The sequence below is a fragment of the Ardenticatenales bacterium genome, assembly GCA_020634515.1.
Lineage (GTDB): Bacteria > Chloroflexota > Anaerolineae > Promineifilales > Promineifilaceae > JAGVTM01.
Genome location: JACKBL010000007.1, coordinates 204,957 through 225,248 on the forward strand (window position 1 = coordinate 204,957; position 20,292 = coordinate 225,248).

Annotated in this window: 23 protein-coding genes; 11 read left to right on the plus strand and 12 right to left on the minus strand. The window is 54.4% G+C overall.

All coding sequences use genetic code 11. The features are described from left to right. Nucleotides 1–139 precede the first annotated feature (139 nt). Entirely contained in the window at nt 140–1,066 is a 927-nt protein-coding gene (locus H6650_18350) for a polyprenyl synthetase family protein (GenBank protein ID MCB8953972.1), read from the minus strand. A 253-nt stretch (nt 1,067–1,319) separates the two neighbouring features. On the opposite strand from H6650_18350, the gene guaA reads away from it, so the two are divergent. Both guaA and H6650_18360 read left to right on the plus strand, forming a co-directional pair. Beyond that, nucleotides 1,320–2,909, plus strand: a complete 1,590-nt coding sequence (gene guaA, locus H6650_18355; protein MCB8953973.1) for a glutamine-hydrolyzing GMP synthase — start codon at nt 1,320–1,322, stop codon at nt 2,907–2,909. A gap of 89 nt (nt 2,910–2,998) precedes the next feature. Beyond that, nucleotides 2,999–3,961 carry a hypothetical protein gene (locus tag H6650_18360; protein MCB8953974.1) on the plus strand — a complete coding sequence of 321 codons (963 nt, stop codon included), beginning with the start codon at nt 2,999–3,001 and terminating at the stop codon, nt 3,959–3,961. Here the strand turns inward: H6650_18360 and H6650_18365 are convergent. Beyond that, nucleotides 3,958–4,821, minus strand: a complete 864-nt coding sequence (locus H6650_18365) for a metal ABC transporter permease (GenBank protein MCB8953975.1) — start codon at nt 4,819–4,821, stop codon at nt 3,958–3,960. The genes H6650_18360 and H6650_18365 overlap by 4 nt on opposite strands. Before the next feature lie 329 nt (nt 4,822–5,150). On the opposite strand from H6650_18365, the gene H6650_18370 reads away from it, so the two are divergent. Continuing rightward, nucleotides 5,151–5,465: a hypothetical protein gene (locus H6650_18370; GenBank protein ID MCB8953976.1), complete on the plus strand. Its 315-nt coding sequence runs from the start codon at nt 5,151–5,153 to the stop codon at nt 5,463–5,465. A 39-nt stretch (nt 5,466–5,504) separates the two neighbouring features. Here the strand turns inward: H6650_18370 and cas6 are convergent, their stop codons facing one another. Next, entirely contained in the window at nt 5,505–5,906 is a 402-nt protein-coding gene (cas6, locus tag H6650_18375; protein MCB8953977.1) for a CRISPR system precrRNA processing endoribonuclease RAMP protein Cas6, read from the minus strand. 642 nt (nt 5,907–6,548) lie between these two features. On the opposite strand from cas6, the gene H6650_18380 reads away from it, so the two are divergent. Further along, nucleotides 6,549–7,124 carry a hypothetical protein gene (locus H6650_18380; GenBank protein MCB8953978.1) on the plus strand — a complete coding sequence of 192 codons (576 nt, stop codon included), beginning with the start codon at nt 6,549–6,551 and terminating at the stop codon, nt 7,122–7,124. A 104-nt stretch (nt 7,125–7,228) separates the two neighbouring features. Here H6650_18380 and H6650_18385 read toward each other — a convergent pair whose 3' ends face one another. Then, complete coding sequence (locus tag H6650_18385) at nt 7,229–7,390, minus strand: hypothetical protein (protein MCB8953979.1); 162 nt, start codon at nt 7,388–7,390, stop codon at nt 7,229–7,231. A 72-nt stretch (nt 7,391–7,462) separates the two neighbouring features. On the opposite strand from H6650_18385, the gene H6650_18390 reads away from it, so the two are divergent. The 5 genes from H6650_18390 (at nt 7,463) to H6650_18410 (ending at nt 11,951) form a co-directional block, all read left to right on the plus strand. Further along, nucleotides 7,463–7,915, plus strand: coding sequence for a hypothetical protein (locus tag H6650_18390; protein ID MCB8953980.1), 453 nt, complete (start codon nt 7,463–7,465; stop codon nt 7,913–7,915). A gap of 275 nt (nt 7,916–8,190) precedes the next feature. Beyond that, nucleotides 8,191–8,670: a hypothetical protein gene (locus tag H6650_18395; protein ID MCB8953981.1), complete on the plus strand. Its 480-nt coding sequence runs from the start codon at nt 8,191–8,193 to the stop codon at nt 8,668–8,670. A 34-nt stretch (nt 8,671–8,704) separates the two neighbouring features. After that, the gene (locus tag H6650_18400) at nt 8,705–9,394 is read left to right on the plus strand and encodes a response regulator transcription factor (GenBank protein ID MCB8953982.1); all 690 of its coding nucleotides are present in this window, start codon (nt 8,705–8,707) and stop codon (nt 9,392–9,394) included. Between the two features lie 11 nt (nt 9,395–9,405). After that, entirely contained in the window at nt 9,406–10,488 is a 1,083-nt protein-coding gene (locus H6650_18405; GenBank protein MCB8953983.1) for a GHKL domain-containing protein, read from the plus strand. A 2-nt stretch (nt 10,489–10,490) separates the two neighbouring features. Continuing rightward, nucleotides 10,491–11,951 (plus strand): hypothetical protein, encoded by a 1,461-nt coding sequence (locus H6650_18410; GenBank protein ID MCB8953984.1) that lies wholly within the window; start codon nt 10,491–10,493, stop codon nt 11,949–11,951. 709 nt (nt 11,952–12,660) lie between these two features. On the opposite strand, the gene H6650_18415 is transcribed toward H6650_18410, so the two are convergent. The 8 genes from H6650_18415 to H6650_18450 form a co-directional block, all read right to left on the minus strand. Beyond that, nucleotides 12,661–12,960, minus strand: a complete 300-nt coding sequence (locus tag H6650_18415) for a hypothetical protein (protein MCB8953985.1) — start codon at nt 12,958–12,960, stop codon at nt 12,661–12,663. Beyond that, entirely contained in the window at nt 12,957–13,352 is a 396-nt protein-coding gene (locus H6650_18420) for a hypothetical protein (GenBank protein ID MCB8953986.1), read from the minus strand. The genes H6650_18415 and H6650_18420 overlap by 4 nt, the downstream gene beginning before the upstream one ends. Before the next feature lie 1,238 nt (nt 13,353–14,590). Further along, on the minus strand, nt 14,591–14,971 hold the full coding sequence (locus H6650_18425) for a hypothetical protein (GenBank protein MCB8953987.1): 381 nt from the start codon (nt 14,969–14,971) through the stop codon (nt 14,591–14,593). Further along, nucleotides 14,971–15,267 (minus strand): hypothetical protein, encoded by a 297-nt coding sequence (locus H6650_18430; GenBank protein ID MCB8953988.1) that lies wholly within the window; start codon nt 15,265–15,267, stop codon nt 14,971–14,973. Before H6650_18430 ends, H6650_18425 begins: the two co-directional genes overlap by 1 nt. Nucleotides 15,268–15,294: 27 nt before the next feature. After that, a complete protein-coding gene (locus H6650_18435) occupies nt 15,295–15,600 on the minus strand; it encodes a hypothetical protein (protein MCB8953989.1) in 306 nt (101 codons plus the stop codon). Further along, nucleotides 15,600–16,427, minus strand: a complete 828-nt coding sequence (locus tag H6650_18440; GenBank protein MCB8953990.1) for a metal ABC transporter ATP-binding protein — start codon at nt 16,425–16,427, stop codon at nt 15,600–15,602. The genes H6650_18435 and H6650_18440 overlap by 1 nt, the downstream gene beginning before the upstream one ends. Nucleotides 16,428–16,435: 8 nt before the next feature. After that, complete coding sequence (locus H6650_18445; protein ID MCB8953991.1) at nt 16,436–17,392, minus strand: zinc ABC transporter substrate-binding protein; 957 nt, start codon at nt 17,390–17,392, stop codon at nt 16,436–16,438. 29 nt (nt 17,393–17,421) lie between these two features. Further along, nucleotides 17,422–17,850, minus strand: coding sequence for a transcriptional repressor (locus tag H6650_18450; GenBank protein ID MCB8953992.1), 429 nt, complete (start codon nt 17,848–17,850; stop codon nt 17,422–17,424). Between the two features lie 164 nt (nt 17,851–18,014). Here H6650_18450 and dinB point away from each other — a divergent pair, with 164 nt between their 5' ends. Both dinB and H6650_18460 read left to right on the plus strand, forming a co-directional pair. Continuing rightward, a complete protein-coding gene (gene dinB, locus H6650_18455; protein MCB8953993.1) occupies nt 18,015–19,094 on the plus strand; it encodes a DNA polymerase IV in 1,080 nt (359 codons plus the stop codon). A gap of 41 nt (nt 19,095–19,135) precedes the next feature. Then, nucleotides 19,136–20,281 (plus strand): acyl-CoA/acyl-ACP dehydrogenase, encoded by a 1,146-nt coding sequence (locus H6650_18460; GenBank protein MCB8953994.1) that lies wholly within the window; start codon nt 19,136–19,138, stop codon nt 20,279–20,281. Nucleotides 20,282–20,292 lie beyond the last annotated feature (11 nt).

The following is a 20,292-nucleotide window of genomic DNA, read 5'->3' on the forward strand; positions in this document are numbered from 1 at the left end:
GAGCGAATGGCTACTGCTGGCAGGCTGTCGGAGAAGTCATTCTGCTTCTCTTGAGGACACGGATTAACGCGGATTCAGGCTCGTTTGGCCGTGAAAATCCGCGAAATCCGCGTTCTATCTCTCTTTTTCCGACAGGCTGCTAGCGATCTCGATCCGTCACGAGCGTAATCAAGTGCTCCAGTTCGTCTCGGGCGGGCGAGGGGGGAACCTCTGTCAGGGCGGCCCGCGCCCGCTGCGCCATTTCCCGGGCCTGCAATCGCGCTGCCTCCACCGCGCCTGAGCCGCGCAGCCGCGCCATCAGCGCTTGCACTGGGTCCGCGGCGACCGCCGTGGCCGCTCCCGCCTGCGCGTGCCCATTGCCTTGCGCCATCATCACGCCCATTCCTTGCCCCGCGTCCAGGCCTGTGGGCTTACCCATCGCTGCCGCGTCGCCAACAATGTCCAGTACGTCGTCGACGATCTGGAACGCCAGGCCCAGGTTGTGACCATAGCGGCGCAGCGCGGCGACGACGGCGGGCGACCCGCCGCCGCGCATGCCGCCCATCTCCGCCGCCGCCGCAAACAGGCTGGCTGTCTTCAGCGTGATGATTTGCTTGTACGTTTCCCGATCCATCCGCCCTGCTTTGGCCGCCGCTGCTTGCAGCGTTTCCCCTTCTACCAGTTGCACGCACGCCGTTGACATGATGGCGTTGAAATCCGCGCCGTAGGGGGCCATCATTTCGTAGACGCGGGCAAAGAGGAAGTCGCCCGTGAGCAGGGCAAAAGTGCGCCCCCAACGGGCGTGAATGGTGACTTTGCCCCGCCGCGTGAGGCTGTGGTCGTTGATGTCGTCGTGGACGAGGGTGGCGGTGTGGACTAATTCAATGGCTGCGGCGATGGGCACGACTTCGGTCAGGTTTTGTCCGCCCGCCGCCAGGTAGGAGAGCAGGGCGATTTGCGGGCGCAGTCGTTTGCCACCCGCGGTGATGGTGTGCGTGCCGGCATCTTGCAGCAGAGGAACGTGAGAATTCGCGGCTTCCTGTAATTTCGCTTCTACAGCGGTAAGGCCTTTTTGAATCATCGTCATCTGTACGCTACCTCATTGTTCTTAACTTTCAAAACATTTTGAACGAATTATAGGATACAAACTGGTGGGTGTCAAGGAAAGAGCGGGGAGCGCGGGGAATACAAAAGTCTCCCAGACTGTAACTCTTCACGTCGAGATTGGACCAATTTTGTAGACATTAAATTGGTCCAATCTGGGCAGATGGCCTGTATAGTCATCCCAGACTTTTGTTCTCTCGTGCCTGAGGCGACGGGTGTTGTTGTATAATGGCGGCATGACAAAGCATGATACAGTGGTGGTACTCGATTATGGTTCACAATACGCGCAGTTGATTGCGCGGCGGGTGCGGGAGGCGAATGTTTTTTGCCGCCTGGTTTCCTGGCGGGCCAGCGCAGCGGAGGTGATGGCCTGGCAGCCGAAGGGGTTCATCCTCAGTGGGGGACCAAACAGTGTCTACGAGACAGGTGCGCCGACGCTGCCCCGATACGTGCTGGAGAGTGGTTTGCCCGTGCTGGGGATTTGTTATGGGATGCAGCTTCTCGTACATCATTTGGGGGGCGAAGTTGCCGGCACAACCCAACGCGAATATGGTCCTGCCGGCATCACCGTCACCGCCGGCGACAACCCCCTCTTTGCCCATTTGGAGCCTATCGTCCACGGTCAGGACTCCTTCAGCCCCGAGCCTTCCATCCTGAACGTGTGGATGAGCCACGGCGACAAAGTTACCACATTGCCGCCGGGATTCGTCCCCCTTGCCGGCAGCGCGAACGCCCCTTACGCCGCCGCCGCCGATGTCGCTCGTGGCTACTACGCCGTGCAATTCCACCCGGAAGTGACGCACACGCCGCAAGGCCGCCAGCTACTCAGCAATTTCGTGCATCACATCTGCGGCTGCCGCTCCGACTGGACCCCCGCCAACTTTATCGCGGAAACGACGTCGGCGTTGCGGGCGCAAATTGGCGCGGGGCAGGTGGTGCTGGGCTTGAGCGGCGGCGTGGATTCCGCCGTGGCGGCGGCGCTGGTGCATCGGGCCGTCGGAGAGCAGTTGACGTGCATTTTTGTGGACCATGGATTGCTGCGCCAGGGGGAGGCGGCGCAGGTGGTCAGCACATTCCGCCAGGAGCAGGGGATGCGACTGGTCGCCGTGAACGCGGTCGAGGAGGTGATGGAGGCGCTGATGCAGGTCACCGATCCGGAGCGGAAGCGGCGCATTATCGGGGAGAAGTTCGTGCGGATTTTTGAGCGCGAGGCGGCGAAACTGGGGCGGATTGATTTCCTGGCGCAAGGGACGATTTACCCGGACGTGATTGAGAGCGCGGCACGGGGAAAATCGGAGGCGCATACGATCAAGACGCACCACAACGTGGGCGGATTGCCGCCGGACATGCAGTTTGCGCTGGTGGAACCGTTGCGACTGCTGTTTAAGGACGAGGTGCGGCGCATCGGCGTGGCCCTGGGGCTGCCGGACAGCCTCATCTGGCGGCAGCCGTTCCCCGGACCGGGGCTGGCGATTCGCTGCCTGGGGGAAGTGACGTGGGCGCGGTTGGAGCGGCTGCGGGCGGCGGACGCGATTTTTGTGGACGAATTGGCGGCGGAGGGGATGTTGCGCGGTGATACGCAGCAGGCTTTTTGCGTGTTGCTGCCGGTGAAAAGCGTGGGCGTGATGGGGGATGGGCGCACCTATGAGGAGGTGATTGCCCTGCGCGCCGTGACCACGGAGGATTTCATGACGGCGGACTGGGCGCGACTGCCTTATGATTTGCTGGCCCGCGTCAGCCGCCGTATTGTGAACGAAGTCCCCGGCGTCAACCGGGTGGTGTTGGACATCACTTCCAAGCCGCCGGGCACGATTGAATGGGAGTAGAGAACGGGGCAAAAGTTAACTGCCAACTACCAACTGCCAACTACCAACTGTCAACTATCTACTGACCACTATTCTCGAAGGAGTCTGACATGGATTACGGTAAACTAGTTTCTCGGGCCTGGTCTATTGTTTGGCGCAACAAATTCTTGTTTGTGTTGGGTTTTCTCGCGGCTTTGGGAGGCAGCGGCCAGTCGCCGCAGTACAGCTACCAGTTTTCCGCGCCGTCGTCGCCAGGGGGGAGGGGAGGGGAGTGGTTCCTGCGCGAGTTGGCGCAATTTTGGAATCAGCATGGCGGGCTGGTGCTGGGGCTGGCGGCGTTGGCGCTGGTGTTGGGGCTGTGCGCCTGGCTGGTGCGCCTGACGGCCGAAGCGGGCATGATTGAGTCGGTGTACCGGATTGAGGCGGGCGAGCGCGCCACGTTGGGGGGAAGTTTGCGTCAGGGTATGAGTCACCTGGCGCGTATGTTGGGGCTGAGCCTCGTTTTGTATGGGCCTGTCTGGCTGGTGGGCGCGCTCATGGCGATAGCGGGCGTGGTTTTTGCCGCCGCCGCGCTTGGCGCGCAAACAGCGAGGCCATTGCTGGGAATGGGTATTGTTGGGGTGTGCCTGCTGCCGGTGGCCTGCCTGGGAGGTCTGTACACATTGGTGATGACGTTTATCTACCCGTTTGCGCAGCGGAGCATTATTTTGAGGAAACTGGGCGTCGTGGAGGGGATTCGGGATGGCTGGGGCGTTTTGCGGGCGAACCTGGGCGATATTTTGCTGCTGGCGTTGCTGTTCCTGGTGATTGGTTTTGTCGTGGGCGTGGTGGCGGGTTTGGTGACGCTGCCCTTAGCTTTGGTGGCGATGCTGCCGGCATTACGCGATATCATCAACACCGGCATCATCACCTCCGGCCAGATCATCCTCAGCTTCGTCACTTTCCTCGGCGCGGCCCTGATCAGCGCCGTGATCCTCTCTATTCTGCGTGCCCTTCGTTCCACCGCGTTCACCCTGGCCTACCAGGAATTTACAATGGCGAAGGCCGCGCCGGTTGGAGAGGGGGACAATTAACGGGTGAATTCCTGAATGGTTGAATGGTTAAGCAGGCGACGGATCGTTTGGCCTCCCCAGACGAGGACGAAGAGGAAGGTGCAGGCGAGGACGATGGCCGCGCCGGAGGCGATGCTGAAGTAGAAGGAGATGTAGAGGCCGGTAATGCCGGCACTCACCCCAATCACCGCCGCCAGCACCATCACCCGCCAGAGCCGATTTGTGAGCAGCGACGCCGTGGCCGCGGGTGTGACCAGCATGGCCACCGTGAGGGCCACCCCCACCGTTTGCAGGGCGACGACAATAGCCACGGCCACGAGAATGAGCAGCAGGTTGTGCAGCAGCCGCACCGGCAGGCGCAGGGTCGTCGCCAGCACGGGGTCGAAGGAAATGACCATGAATTCCTTGTAGAAGGCGACAATAGTGAGGAGGACGAGCAACCCCAGCGCGGCGGTGAGGATCAGGTCCCCGTTGGAGACGCCAAGAACATCCCCAAAGAGGAAATGGCTGAGGTCTACGGCGTAGCTGCGCACGGTGGATATGAGCGCGATGCCGAGGGCGAACATGCCGGCAAAAATAATACCAATCGCCGTATCCTCCTTCACGCGGCTGCCCTGACTGATCGCCCCAATTCCCAACGAAGCCAGAATCGCCGCCGCCATCCCCCCCAGAAACAGCGGTCCCCGCGCCCCGCCCCCCACGAGGTAGCCCACCGCCACCCCCGGCAAAATCGTGTGCGCCAGGGCATCGCCAAAGAAGGCCATCCCCCGCAGCACCACATACGTGCCCACCGTGGCGCAAACAACCCCCACCAGCGCCACGGCAATGAGGCCCCGAATCATGAACGGATAAGTGAGAGGATCAGCAAGTGTGTGGAACATAGGAATGGTGAATGGGTAAAAATGGGACCAATTTTGTAGACATTAACAGGATTTAACCAGAGCAAATTGGTCCAATCTGGGCAGATGACCTGTATAGTCACAAAATGGATGTATCTATTCAGCCTCTAGGGTATATGGTCCTAGAGATCTTCCTGGAAGCTCGATTTCAAGCTCAACACGCGATGAAAATGTGGGTATATTGGGGCATGATTAGGGTGTGAAGAAAGCCAACACCAATACACCCGCGAAAATGAATTATCAGGTGCAACAAGCAATTGGGCAAATGGTTTCCTCTTTGCCCCAACGGAACAGATTTAGGATTGTGCGATATGGTCAGTGCGCTGTTTTGTGGCTACTTCATCGAATCAGGCGGAGGCATCGTGCCGGCAGTAAACCACTATTTGCGAGCGGCTATTCCCGTGGGGGATGAGGCCGGCGGCGTCAACGCGCGCGGCGACCTGGGCAGCGAAGGGTTAGGCGTTGTCAAACTGGCAGGGGATGTCGCGGATTTCGGCGATGGCCAGGCGCGCCAGTTGGTCTTGCTGGTTGGGGGTAAGGGGGTGGGTGAAGTTGATGACGATCATGGTTGGACTGGTTCACAGGCGGCGATGCCCATGGCGGTTTTGCGACCAATGCCGGCATAAGCGGCAAATTGGCTGAGGGCGTGCCAGATGCTCCGGTAGCTATCGCCGCCTTGATGGGCGCGGAAGGTGGCCGACGAAACCGGTGAAGTCGGCGTGACGATTGAAGGGGACGACGACGGTGTGGATGTCGTGGGCGGTGATGAAGATGTTTTGCGCGCACCAGCCGAGCCACGCTTCCTCAAGGTGTAAGACGGGCAAAGCGAAGGCGTTCCAGGCGCGCCGGAGGCTGCTGTAGACGTTGGCGGGTAGAGGGAGGGGGAGGTCGCCGGGGCCTTGCTTGAAGGAGGTGGGGGAGAGGAAGTGGAGAAGGAGGATGCCGGCATTTGCCGCACATCGCGCACGGTGAAGGTCTGGTAGCGACCGAGGCGCAGCGGCTGGTTTGGATTTGGTAGCGGGTTGGGGTGGCGATGTTGGTGGCGGCGTTGTTTGTTTAGCAGGCACATTTCGGGTCGGTTGTTGTAAGGTTGAGCGAGATGTGGTGGGAGTACGGGGTGTTGGGTGTTGTTTCTGTACCCCTTGACCACCTCTTTGACTTCTACCTGTCTGTCGGCCACGGTTACTCCGGTCTTGAGGGGGAGAACCTCTGTTTTTGCCATCTCCTTGCTGGTCACTACTTGAAAATGGCCCAATATGAAGTGGATCGGGCAACACCCAACGGCTACAAAGATTTGTCAGGCCATCTATCGGCTGTTTGCTAACCAACATGGAGTCTTGCTGTTGCCATTCCAGCATTTTCAGCAACATCTGGATGCGGGGGACATCTGTCAGTTTGGTAGCCTTGTTTCTTGCTTCTGCCGGCAATTTACCCAAAACAGACTGTTCAAATGCAGCGCAAAAATCTTGCTGTGAATCACTTCCATCTTCGCCTGTCTGCCATTGATTGCCGGCAAACAGCTTTTCATACCGTTGCTGGCGGCTAGTCAGGTGCAGGCATGGCTGAAGCTTCACAGATCCCATTCCCAATGGTTTGCCCATCCCCAAAGCGTGGCAATACGCCTGCCCTGTATCCGGTAGCTGCAAGGTCCATTGCAATGCACCCAACTCCACGTCGCTCAGGTTCTCAAAATAAACCCGAGCGACGCTTTGCGTGCTGCTGTTACACCAGAGACGACCTGGGAACGAGTTGGCGGCAACGCTTCTTTGACCGCTTGGGCTAACACAACGGTCAATGATTATTTTGCCTATCCAATGGATGTCGCTTTGGCAAACTACCAGACTGGTAACTCAATTCGTCGAGCCGTCTTGCTACATTACGGTCAAAAAGATGTTACTGCGGATTTGGATGGTTGGTTTCATATGTATAACGGCCGTCAGACCATCGAAGCGGGCATCAAAGAGGGTAAAAATGTCTTTCAGATGCACCATCTCAAAGTGCGTTCGCCACCAGCACTTCTCTTACAAGAGCATATGGCTTGTTTTGCCGCTAATTTTGTGCGGTTTGCCACACATTGGCTGGCATCAGAAGCACAGCCAGCCACGATTCCGACCCAATCTGTCAAACAGATGGTTCAAGTTGGCGCCCATACTTCGGCTTGGGTATGTCGTCAGGGTGATGTTTGGTTGTTAAGGTTCACTGAGCAGAGTTGCTACGCAGGGCACTCCCTGCGAATTGGTAGACGGTGTGTTTCAAATGGGCTGCTCAGGCTGCCCGCGCCGTAGGACAATTTGCCTAAATTGTCCCTTCACGGCGGAGGACAATTCAGCGAATTGTCCTACAGCAAGCGACATTCAACTGAAATGAAACACACCCATTGGTAGAGGTGTTATTCAATTACCTCTGCCGCTTTTTCAAGATGTTCATTTTTTACATTTTTGAGCCATTTTGGCTCTGGTTGCACAAAACTTACGTTAACAACAGGTATCATTTCAAGGTTTTGGATTGTTACACAACTGTAACGTAACTGTGGCATGGTTGTTACATTCATGTGATACAGTTTCTCCGGTTTAGTCAAACTGAATTTAGAAGTTGAATGTAAAAAAAATTTAAGGAGAGAATCATGGTTACAAAAAAGTTCGCAACAATTTTTGTCGGTATTTTTGTTTTTCTGTTTGGCATCGTTTTATCAGTATATGCAGCTTGGGGATATGGGGGGAATGAGGCACCCTATCAAGGCAGTTACACATACTGGACTACCTATGGATTAGGTGTAACGTCATACGCATATAATATGAAATGGACGCAAAGTGCCATCAACGATATGAAGTGGGATGGAAACAATGAGTGGCTTGATCAAACAGCGGATTGCACAAATGATAGCCCAGGTGGAGATCGGCTTCATGCAACAGCTTCTTCCACGAACATTCCAAACTACGGTTTTTCCACATACAATGATTGTGACAATGCAAGTTGGAAAGAAGAAACTGAACTGAAAATAAACCCATATTCTTTGAATACGACAACCACTTACTATCAATATGTACGGTATTATGACCATAACAGGTTTTGTTGATAGTGAAAGGATACAGATATTAGATGAATACCAGGGTGTAACCTTGTTAGATTTGACGGCTAATAAGATTCAGTCTGAAATAAGCGATCTAAAAGAAGTTGTGGAATTGGAACAGTTTGCTATTCCTAATCCTGCATGGCTAATTTACGCTAGCAACGTAAACGCAACAGAATAAAACAGGTGGGAATTCCAATTCAACTCGTATTTGTCAATTAACGTTGTGTGCAGTCAACCCTATTAGTGGGGTTGACTGCACATCCTTTTGAGGTGTCAATATGAAAATCGCGAAAAAAGTTATTCTAATTATTCTGCCTGTTCTTTTATTGTTTATTGCGTTTTTCGTGGTGCAAAAAATCCGTAATCCGGTTTGTGAATCGCCAATCATTCTTTTTGTTCGGAGTAAAGACAATCAACCAGAAGCGATTACTAGCAGACTTGTTTCCGAACTAGGCGGGTTGCCGAAGGTGGACATAGATGTTTATGAGGCACAGAATTTAGTGGATGCCGATGGGATGCCGCCAGTTTATTCCGTTAATGAGTGGGCTATTGATACTTCATCAGTAATCAATAGCAGTTTCAACACGATTTTTGATGATGATCCCACTTATAGCTACGATTTTATTATTCATGTAACTTATACGGATGGCGACACGGCCGTGTTACAATACACATCTTGGAGTTATGGCATTGTGGCTTGTCCAGTACTTATTTCAATGGGAAGCGGTCCGTCCGGTCAGTTGAAAGTCCTACCGTAGACAGCGGCCTTTTACAAAGGCTTGGAGAAAGCTTGTGTCAGATTATCACATTTTAATTGTAGACGATGAACCTACCATCACCTCAGCGTTGAATTACTACTTTGTTCAAGCCGGCTATAAAACGATCCTGGCGCATACTGGTCGTGAAGCGTTGGAAAAGCTCGCCCTTAATCCCGACCTGGTCGTTTTGGACATTATGCTACCCGATATTGATGGATACCAAATTTGCCAACATATCCGTGAACAGCCATACTATACGCCCATTTTAATGCTTACGGCTAAAGATACCATGCAAGAAAAAGTGATTGGTCTTGATTTGGGGGCAGATGCGTATTTGACTAAACCTTACAATCCGCAAGAATTGTTGGCTCAAGTACGGGCATTGTTTCGCCTTGTCAAACAACAGGAACGTGCAAAGCTGGTTTGCGGCCCGATTGAACTTTGGATTGACGAAAAAACTGTGCGGCACAACGGGAATGAAATAGCGTTAACGACAACGGAATTTGAATTGCTATCTTTACTAATGCAGCGTCAAGGGCAGGTGTTTGGACGAGAAACGTTATTGCGTACCATTTGGGGAAATGAAGGATGTCATGTCAATACACGTACTATTGATGTTCATATGCAACGGCTTCGCGCAAAAATTGAAGAAGACCCTAAAAATCCTGAATTGTTGATAACGATACGGGGGTTTGGCTATCGTCTTGTTTGTCCAGATGGGTGATAGTTGCCGCTATGTTGATTGTTGATCTCAAACTGGTGCTTTTTCTGTTCCTGTTGCTGTTGTTTGGCTTATTCTGGCTGACCTGGATAATAGCCCGCCAACGTGCCTTGTTTGATGATAAACAATATGCGGTTTGGCAATCTTTTCCATTCGGGATTGTTTTGTTGTCTTCGTCTGACACTCTGCGATTTGCCAATCGGAATGCCTACCGTTTGTTGCAGGTGGAGCAGGATATTACGACAACGGCCGTCTACGTCTATCTCCTGCAAAAAATAAAACAGGATACGGCCGTACAGCAATTCCCCTTGTCCCCTTCGCCGGAATCAACATTGGATGTCTGGGTTGGACGCTTTGACGCATTCAATCTGATTGTCCTGCGCGATGTTAGCGAACAGAGACAACGCGAAATGGAAATGCACCTCTATTGGAGCAACGTTTCCCATGAACTGAGAACACCGCTCACCTCTGTTTTATCTCATCTGGAAGTTTCCCGCTCGGAAAGTGTGCCGAAAGAAGTTCAAAAACATTCTTTGGACATAGTTCACCAGCAAACCCATCGTCTGAATAACCTGATTAGCGGTACATTGGATTTGGGGAGGCTAAAGGCCGTTACCCATTTACCCAAATTTAGCGTAGACATCATTTTAGTGGCAGAGGAGGCGATTGCAGAGTTGATTTTGCTGGCTGAAGCAGAAGGCATTAGCCTGAATTTTCACTTTGACCCGCCTATCCCACCCGTTTTAGGCAATCCTGATAAATTGAAACAACTGTTTATCAATTTGTTGGACAATGCTATCAAGTATTGTCAATCCAGCGATTCGGTTACGGTTTCGCTGACGGCTGTCAAAGATAGCGTTCAATGCCAGATTGCCGATACGGGCGCGGGGATTCCCGCTGAACATTTACCGCATCTTACCCAACAATTTTATCGGGCAAATCGGGATGTACCGGGAAGTGGATTAGGGTTAGCTATTGTGGATGAGATTGTGCGTCAGCATGACGGGAATTTATTTATTGAAAGCAACACCGAAGGCAACCAAACAGGTACAAGCATCACATTCACCCTGCCTATGCTTCCAGAACTAATAAAATGACGATGAATAAACCACTTCGCACCTATTTAACTGTATTTACACTTATTGCTATTGTCAGCGGCCTCTATTGGCTTCTGCCCATCAGTGGCAAATTAGCTTATATCCCCGATTCATTGCCCCAAACAAATACATGGCCGCAAATCAGCGTCGTCAACAAAACAGATAACGAACTTGAGATCATTGTTCAGGATGTAACCCCCTGGGTTTTTGTACGCTTGGAATTAGCGGGTACAGAAATAACACTAACAGAACATGGTTCACAAAATGAAGACGGCATATGGCAATGGCAATGGCTTGTGCGCGGAACGCCTGATTCTACAACAATCAACTTGTACCATAACTGCGACACTGGGTGTCAACTCTGGACAAAGGCGGAAACGGCCGTAGCCACGCCCATTCCCAACCCCAATGAGCTTATTCCTACCAAATTAGGCCTCGTTTTTGCAAACCCAGAACGGGATTGGCATGACAGGCAGGGCTGGGATATAGAAATCACCTATTCTCAATTGGCAGAAGAACAGTTTTGGGGCATTGACGATTTGGTGCAGCGTGTTCAGCAAGCCAACAAAAACGGACTGCGCGTATTGGTCAGAGTTGAATACGATCAGGGTCAAAGTATTCCCCCGCCCGATGCTCAGGTTGCTTTAGATTCATACTTGCGTTATTTACGGCGATTGGCACGAGATGAACGGCTGGCGGATATTCATGGCTTTATCATCGGCAGTAATTTCAATACCGTTGGCGCAAATGCTCAATCACCAGAAAATCCGGTTACGCCAGAATGGTATGCACGGGTTTTCAACGGATATGGGGCTGACCCCACTATCCACAACAATGCCATTGAAGTTATCAGAAATGAAAACGAGCAAGCGCGAGTTATTGTTGGGCCAGTGAACCCCTGGAACAGTGACCAGACCGGAGAAGTCGCCTATCAAATTGACGTTCCCTGGCTCAACTACATGAATAGTGTCGTCATTTATATCAACACCGCCGCCAGCGCCAAAATTGAACGCGGAATCAGTGATACTGCGCCTGATGGATATGCCGTTCAGGCATTTGGCCGTGTAGATGCACCAGAATTATCTCCTGAACAACGAGCGCAGGAACCGTTCATCGATCTGCGTCGAGACGAATGGGGAGAGGCGCAGGCAGGTTTTCGCGTCTATCAGGATTGGCTGGATATTATCAACCAGTATGAGTACACGTCTGGAAAACCTGTGTACATTAACGCCAGCAATACATTCGACAGTGAAAAAGGACGCTTTCCCGCCGAAAATTATCCCGAAGACTGGTTAAGCAATGCCTTAGAAGCCATTAACCAAGAGCCGCAAATTAGGATGCTCGGTTGGTTTATGGATGGATTCCCCCATGATGAACAGTGGGCCATGTTTAGTTTAACCACTCCCCGCGGATTACTCATTGAAGCATCACAAGAGTTTGATGCCCTACTGTTAGAAAAATGAGGTGAGAGACCGGGGAATTTACGTTTCCCTGCCGAATGCCGCGCTCACCTTGCCCCGTGCCGGCAGGTCGGGGTCGGGTGCAGGCATTGTTCGGCGGCGGTAGCCGCCCGCCTGCGCCAGAGGGAGCGCGACGTTCGGTCGGCGGCGTCAGCGTCCGACCGAAAGTTGACATCAAGCGCACTACAATCAATACGCCAAGCCTTTCAACTGGAAGTTTGGTCGTGATGAGCTTAACGCTTGGCTCAAGAAACTAAAGTCGAAGAATTTATGAAATCGTGTACTAATTACAGTTTGCTTCTCAAAATCAAGGGACAACTCAACAATTGTCCCTTGATTTTGCTCTGGCATATTGATGTTGAACAAATAAAGGATAGGAACAGGGTTTTTTCGCTCATCGCTTTGCTTCTGAGTGACAGCCGTTCTTCCCTGTAGCAACATAAACTCGCTAGACTAAGATTCAGGCAGTTTAGCTTTTGCCTTATGCAGAACCCCTTGCAACCCATCTTGCCACTGGTCGGCGTGACTTAGTTGCTTTCCCAACATGCTATTTTCCCCGCTTCGTTTCCGATTAAGGTAAGTTGGGTGGGGTTGGAGATACTGCTCGATATATATCCTCCAGCGCACTTTGTGCGCGATTCACAACGCCGTGTCACGGCGCACCCAAGCCTTGTTAGCCTGTCTACCGGGCATGAAAACTCATCCGATAGTGTTACATGAAAAGGCTTAAGTTCTCGGCGAGTATGTTACGAACAAAATCCCGCAATTCTGTTTCATCATATTCATACTCGGAACGAAAATCAGCATCAGGGTTGAATACGTCACATGCTGTAAATACTCTGGATAATACACTTTCTAACTCAGGCTGTTCTTGTTGAGGATATGATTTGCTGTCGCGATCTTTCCTCATCATCCGAAAAAACTCTTTTTCAAACTCAACACCGCTGATGCGTGCATTGATAAACTCATCCATCAACTGATGGTATTTGTATCGGTTTTTCCAATAACTCATCGCACATTGCCGTTGGTCAACAAATTAGTTGTCTGACTTGGAAATAATTTCCACCCACTAATAAATTCATTTGTAGTTGCATCCACTATCACGTTTAGCCCTGTAGACGGGTCGTAGTAATGGATAACGTTCTGTGTTCCCCGATATGTCCCTACAATTTGTTGTGTACCTGGACTTTGAATATGCGTCTCAAGAGCATTTTGAAACGCTTGAGCATTTTGCGGGTTGTAGTTTCCTGGCACACCAAAGTCTGACGCATGCTTGAATTTGCTCTGCAATTGTCTTGCATTAAAACCCACGCCACAATTGGCATTGTGAACGAGAATGCCAGGGTCATTTTCATCTGCAAAAACGTAATAGTTGTGAACATGCTCTACCGTCAGGTTATACATCTCCATGGTTTCAGATAATGGTTGGATATCCATGACAACTGCGCCCGCTCCATTATCTGTTTTTAGGGCCATACCTGGTTCAAGTTGCTCCATTGGGATGTATCCGTCTTTTTCCACGACAAAGAAAGGGTGTTCTTCTGAGCCAGTAATGATCCCCGTTTTCCCACATGAATTGTATTTGACGGTTAGAGCTAACACGTCATCCTCATGGACATTGACGTGAGTTTCAGTTACCCGCGCAAACACATTCCCCGTATCGCTCACTACAAACCGCTGATTCTCTACATCCAGCTCCCATGTCCAGACCTTGCCCTGAAAGACAACTTCGCTATCGGGCTGGACATGCTTCAACAACCAATGACCTTTTTGTTGATTCGTGGAACTTCGGAACAGAAAGACAACATCATCCGGCTTTGGCATCCGCCAGTTATCCGGGTCAAAGGCTTGGTCTGTTTCCGCTAATTTGGTGATGTCAATTTCTGGTTTCAAAAACAGAGAACCGTTTTCAGGTGTGGTGGCATAGAGATAATCGCCAACGATAAACTCCATGTCTGGCCCCACATCCCCATACGTCATTGGCTCCCATTGTCCATTACGACGATTGTAGATTTGAACGGCCGTTTCCTCCGTCCAATCATTCGGGCCTGGAATACCTGCATATTGGCTTGTGGATGCTTGCGTCGTTTGAGGTGAACGGAGCGCAAACCCGCCAACGACCAAACTGGTTAAAGCCAAGGCAATGATTAGGTAAACTAAACGGGCTGATCCCTTTTTGGCTTTTCCTTTGCGACTGCTACGATGTTTATAACTGGTTGAACTCATTCAAACTTCTCCTTGATGTGATTTTGCCCACCACGTTGAGTAGGCTAACGAATAAGGATTCATACGGCGCGACCAAAAGGAGCCTTCAAGGAATAGCGGGTAAGCCGCTGTATGAATCCTGTTGAACGAAGCCGGTGGGGAGAGGGAGTCAGTTGTCTATTTGGCATTTGATTTAGCCGGTGGCCGTAATGAGATGACACCTGGCGCTCCTACATGGTAATTGTTACGACCAGACGCACAGCATGAAGTGCTGATGACAACAGCCCTGATAGTCGAAGGGCCTATTGCGTTGAAAAGCCTGCCCTGAGCAAGGTCGAAGGGGCGCACGACGGGTTCGGAAGTGGCGGTGGGGCAGGTGACGGCCCCGCCGACCATAATTAGACGGTGATTGGAGAACGCGACTTCATACCCGGAATTCAATCACTATTAAAAATCATCTGCTCAATTTCACTGAGAACTTCGCTGAGATCGGGAACTTGAGCAGGCTCAACAGCAGAACCAACATGCTTATGGTGAGGATAAATCAAGATGTTGGGATAATGTGGCGCATTATCGTAACGGAAGATGACCTCGGCCGATTCATTTTGATAATGGTAGACATAACGCAACTTCAAAATCTGTTCATTGCGGAAGATGATAACCTCATCAAATTCAAGCAACGACCCATCGTGAAACTTTAGCCGCCCTTCAACAATGCCTTGACGACCTGGCAACTCATCAAAATCCAAACGCTCAATTTCGACATATCCACGAGAGAGAATTGTATCATAGAGCCGATGCAGGTACCGATTTAGCATCAGACGGTCACAGGCGCTTTGGCTAACTGACTGTCAATTTCTTGTCTGGCTTCAAGATATAACTCATATCGCCCCGCCCACTTAATGAAGGGTAAATCGTCGCCCATTTCACCACGCATAAAACGAGCATAAAAAACATCTGTTGCCATGTGAAATTTCTCTTCAAAAGAAACTAATTCCCGCAGCAGGCGAAATATGTAATCCATTGTTGAACTTCGTGTTTCCGTTTGCTCCAGCAATGCTTTGAACTCGGCAAGAGTGAGCAGATTATCTTTTGTAATCGTTATTTTTGCCATTAGCTGATCCTTGTTTGCGTAATTGCCTCAGTCATCTAATTCTAATTCATCCTTCATCAAAATATCAATACTCACTTTGCCATCAAGGGATGAATAAACACAAATGCGCGAATACTTGACCTCAACAAATGAAGGTATACCTGCTTTGATACGCGCTTGATTTTTAGAAGGTGACTTGCTCAAATTGACCTCCGCTGAGACTAAGGTTAGCCGTCTAACCGATAAAGCCCCTTCGGCTGCGCCCAGGGCAGGCTGAAGTGAAGCATCCCAGAGGCGTCGGGGTGCTTCGCTGCGCTCAGAATGACAAGACCCCAGCAAATCTTGAAGAGCCATTATTGGTTATCTCCCTGATCACAGCATGTGTCCCCGATAATCAAGTCGCCGTCTTCCGTGTGGATCAGGCGCAGGTGGCCGCCGTAGGCGTCCCGCAAATGCGTCGGCGTGAGGACGTCGGCGGCCTGGCCGAAACCGACCAGGTGGTGCTGCAACAGCATGAGGCGGTCAAAGCGGGCGGCGGCCAGTTCCAGGTCGTGCGTGGCGACCATGACGGTGACGCGCCGCTGCCGCAGTTCGTCCAGGATGTCGAAGATGTCGTCCTGGGAGGTCACGTCCAGGCCGGTGAGCGGTTCGTCCATGAGCATTAGCTCCGCTTCCTGGGCCAGGGCGCGGGCGATGAAGACGCGCTGCTGCTGCCCGCCAGAAAGCTCGCCAATTTGTCGCTGGGCGAAGTCGCGCATGCCGACGACGGTCAGGCATTGGTGGACGTAGGCCCAGTCGGCGGCTCTGGGGCGGCGAAACAGGCCAATCTGCCCGATGCGGCCCATCATGACGACGTCGGCGACGTTGACGGGGAACTGCCAGTCAACCTGGGTGCGCTGCGGCACGTAGGCGATGCAGATGTGGTGGCCGGGGCCGGAACCGGCGATGGTGACGCTGCCGTGGGTGGGTTTGAGAATGCCGGCAATCACCCGAAACAAAGTACTCTTCCCCGCTCCATTTGGCCCGACAACGGCCACCCGTTCGCCCACGTTCAAGGCAAATGACACGTCCGCCAGCGCCGCTTTGCCATTGTAGGCGTAGGTCACGTGATCGACCTGTAGCAGCGGCATATCTGGATGGTGAACGGTTTTGCGGGACCGCCCTTCGCCTCGTGTTGTCATGGTGTTGCTCAGGGTTGCAGTGTCCGCACGATTTGGGTCACGTCGTAGCGCATGAAGTCGAGGTAAGTGCCGGCATTCCCCTCCCCATCGCTCAGTGATCCCGTATAAATCGGCACAAGTTGAATGCCCGTATCGGCGGCGATTTGCGCCGCCACGTTGCTGTTCACCGTCACGTTCACGAAGATGGCACGGACATCGCGCGCGCCGATGGCCGTTTGCAGCGCCGCCAGCTCTTGCGCCGAGGGCGCGGCGGCGGTGCTGAAAGCGGGGATGACCGCGCCCGCCAGTTGGAAGCCATAGCGATGGATGAAGTAGCCCAGCGCGTCATGATCCGTGACGATCACGCGCTGCGCCGCCGGAATCAGGGCTACCTGCGTGTCTATCCACGCATCCAGTTCCCGCAATTGCCGCTCGTAGGCGGCGGCATTCTGCTGGTAGACGTCCGCGTGCGCCGCGTCCATGCCGGAGAGCGCCGCCGCCACGTTTTGCGTCCAGATAATCACGTTTTGCGGGTCAAACCAGACGTGCGGGTCGGTTTCACCGTGATCGTGATCCGCCGCCGCCTCCTGATGCGTTTCGTCGGCCAGGGTCAGCGGCGTGATGCCGTCGGAAACGACGACGACGCGCGCCTGTCCGCCGGCATTGGCGATCAGGTCATCCAGAAACGCCTCGAAGCCGAGGCCATTGACAAAAACGAGATCCGCCCTGGCGACGGCGGAAATGTCCTGGGGAACGGGCTGGTAGTTGTGCGGATCGCTGCCGATGGGCATGAGGGTGGTCAGGTTGATGGCGTCGCCCCCCACCTGGCGCACCACGTCGGCGACGAGGGTGCTGGTGGCGACGACGTTGAGCGTGTCCGGGTTTGTAGCGGGTTGCGGCGCGCGGCAGGCGGGCAGGGTGAGCAGAAGGATTAGCAGAAGTGGAATGAGGCGAGCGGAACCAGGGGGGTGAATGTGCGTTTGCATGGATTTGTGTTGCTATTGGGTGGGTGTGGTCAGGTGGATGGCCGGCATTCGGGGCAGAGGCCGAAGAATTGCAGCCAATGGGTGTGGATGTCGTAGCCGCTTTCCTGGCTGACGAGGCGCATGAGGGGTTCCAGGTCGTCGCCGTGGAAGTATTGGGTACGCTGGCAATGCCGGCATATCAACAAATGTTGATGCCCTTCTACCGCCGCCACATACGCATGGCAGCCATCCGGCTGATGCACCCGTTCAATCAGCCCCGCATCCTCCAGCTTGTCTAGCGAACGGTAAACGGTCGTCAGGCCAATGCGCGCATACGTCCGGCGCGCCAGGTCATACACATCCGTGGGCGTCAACGCCCGCTCTGCCGCCGTCAGCACCTCGACCACGGCCCGCAGCGGGCGGGTCACACGGAACCCCGCGCTGTTCAACACCTGCAACCACTCCTGCGTCATCGTCATCCGACACACACCTGAAATTGAAAACCATTTTCAATTAGACGAATTGTAGCATGGTTTGTGAACAGGGCAAACGGTGGCGAGCGGCGAGCACCACCACCAACCACCAACTCTCCACGACTTGCCCATCTCCTCGAATTAGGTACAGTTAACCCGGGTGACGATGAATGCGAAGAGTTCCTGGTTGGCCGCGCGCGATTTTGCATGTAGACATGGATGCGTTTTACGTGAACGTGCATCTGCTGGACCACCCGGAGGATGCCGGCATTCCCCTCGTCGTCGGGGGGCGGCCGCATCAGCGCGGTGTCGTTGCCTCCGCCAGCTACGAAGCGCGCGCCTTTGGCGTCCGCTCTGCCATGCCCACCGGCCAGGCGCTCCAGCTTTGCCCCGAACTGAAAATCGTGGGCGTCAATCGCCAGCGGGTGCGCGACTGCTCCGCCCAGATCATGGCGATCCTGGCGGAATATGGCCCCCTGGAGCAAATGAGCGTGGATGAGGCGTACATTGATCTCAGCCAGCAGCCCACGCCCGTGCGCCTGTGCGAATCTATCCGCCAGCGCGTGAAGGGGGAAACGGGATTGCCGGCATCCGTCGGCCTGGCAACCAGCAAACTCGTGGCAAAAGTCGCCTCCGACCAGAACAAACCGGAAGGCCGCACCATCGTCCTCCCCGGCGGCGAAGCCGCCTTCCTGGCCCCACTGCCCGCGCGCGTCATCTGGGGCATTGGCCCGCGCACCGCCGAGCGGCTGGCGCAACTGGCGATTCACACCTGCGGCGACCTGGCCGGAGCCGATCTGGACCTGCTGCGCGCCGCCGTCGGTCGCCACGCGGAAGAACTCCAGGCGCGCGCCCGCGGCATGGACCAGCGCGCCGTCATCCCCGACCGCGGTCCGGCCAAATCCATCAGCGCCGAACGCACCTTTGACCAGGACGTGCGCAGCGCGGCGGTGCTGCAAGAGCAGCTTGCCCTGATGTGCGCGCAGGTGGGCGCGTCGCTGCGCGCCGAAAACCTGGTGGCCCATACCGTGGTGGTGAAGTTCCGCTGGGATGATTTTACAACTTTCACGCGGCAGAAGACGGTTTCTGCCGGCATTTCCACCGACGACGATCTCCTGCGCCTGGCCCACGCCATCTGGCAAGAACATTGGCCCCCCGGCCAACCCACCCGCCTCCTCGGTGTCGCCGCCGCCAAACTGGCCGCGCCCGCCATGCAGCAGCTAACGTTCAATTTCGACAGCGAATCGTGACACAAACCACAACGCCCTCACCCCGCACTGGAGCAACCAACATGCACGTATCAGACACCCCCTTCCTGCCAGTCGCCCGCGAACTGGCCCGCGAATTTGCCGCCCGCGCCGACGAAGCCGACCGCGCCGGACGCCTGCCGCCGCAGGATGTCGCGGCGCTGCGCCGTTCCGGCTATCTCACGCTGAGCATTCCTCGGGAACAGGGAGGGCAGGGGCTTTCACTGGCGGACTGCCTGGCGGCGCAGCTTGAACTCGCCCAGGGCAGCCCCTCGACCGCGCTGGTTGCCGGCATGCAAATGCACGTCTTTGGTCACGAACGAGAAGTACGCGCCTGGCGCGAAGCTGATTTCGCCAACTTCTGTCGCCTTGCCGTCCACGAAGGCGCGTTGTTCAACTCCGTCGCCAGCGAACCGGCGCTGGGCAGCCCCTCGCGCGGCGGCTCCTTCCAGACCCACGCCGACCCCACCCCCGACGGCGCCAACTGGATCGTCAACGGCCACAAAACCTGGACCACCGGTGGCCGCCACCTTACGCACATGCTCGTCCGTCTCAGCCTCCAGGGCAGCAACGGCGTCATGCTCATCCCGCAAGGGCTGCCCGGCATCGAATGGCGCGAAACCTGGAGCGAATCGCTCAGCCTGCGCGCCAGCGACAGCCACGACCTCCTCCTGCACGACGTGGTTGTGCCCTACGGCAACCTGATCGAATCCAGCCATCGTTCCCGCCCCAACGTCTGGTTCCCCCTCGTTATGTCCGCCATCTACCTGGGTGCGGCCCTGGCGGCGCGCCACACCGTGATCCAGTTTGCCCTGGAGCGCGTGCCCACGGCTTTGGGCAAACCCATTGCCACGCTGCCCAAAATCCAGCGCCAGATCGGCGACATGGACCTCTCATTGCAGGCGGCGCGGGCGCTTTTGTTTGAAGTGGCGGAGGAATGGCGCGGGCGGGATGAGGATAGGGCGGCCATGATGCCGCGCATCGCCGCCGCCAAGCTGATGGTCAACGAAATGGCGAACAAAGCCACGGAGAAGGCGCTGCAAATCGCCGGCGGAACCAGCATCACCCGCGCGCTGCCCCTGGAGCGTTACTTCCGCGACGTGCGCGCCGGCTCCATGCAACCCCCGTCGGGGGATACGGCACTGGAGATGATTGGCCGCGCGGCCATTGGCCCCCTCCCCGAAATGTAAGGTCGGCGCGT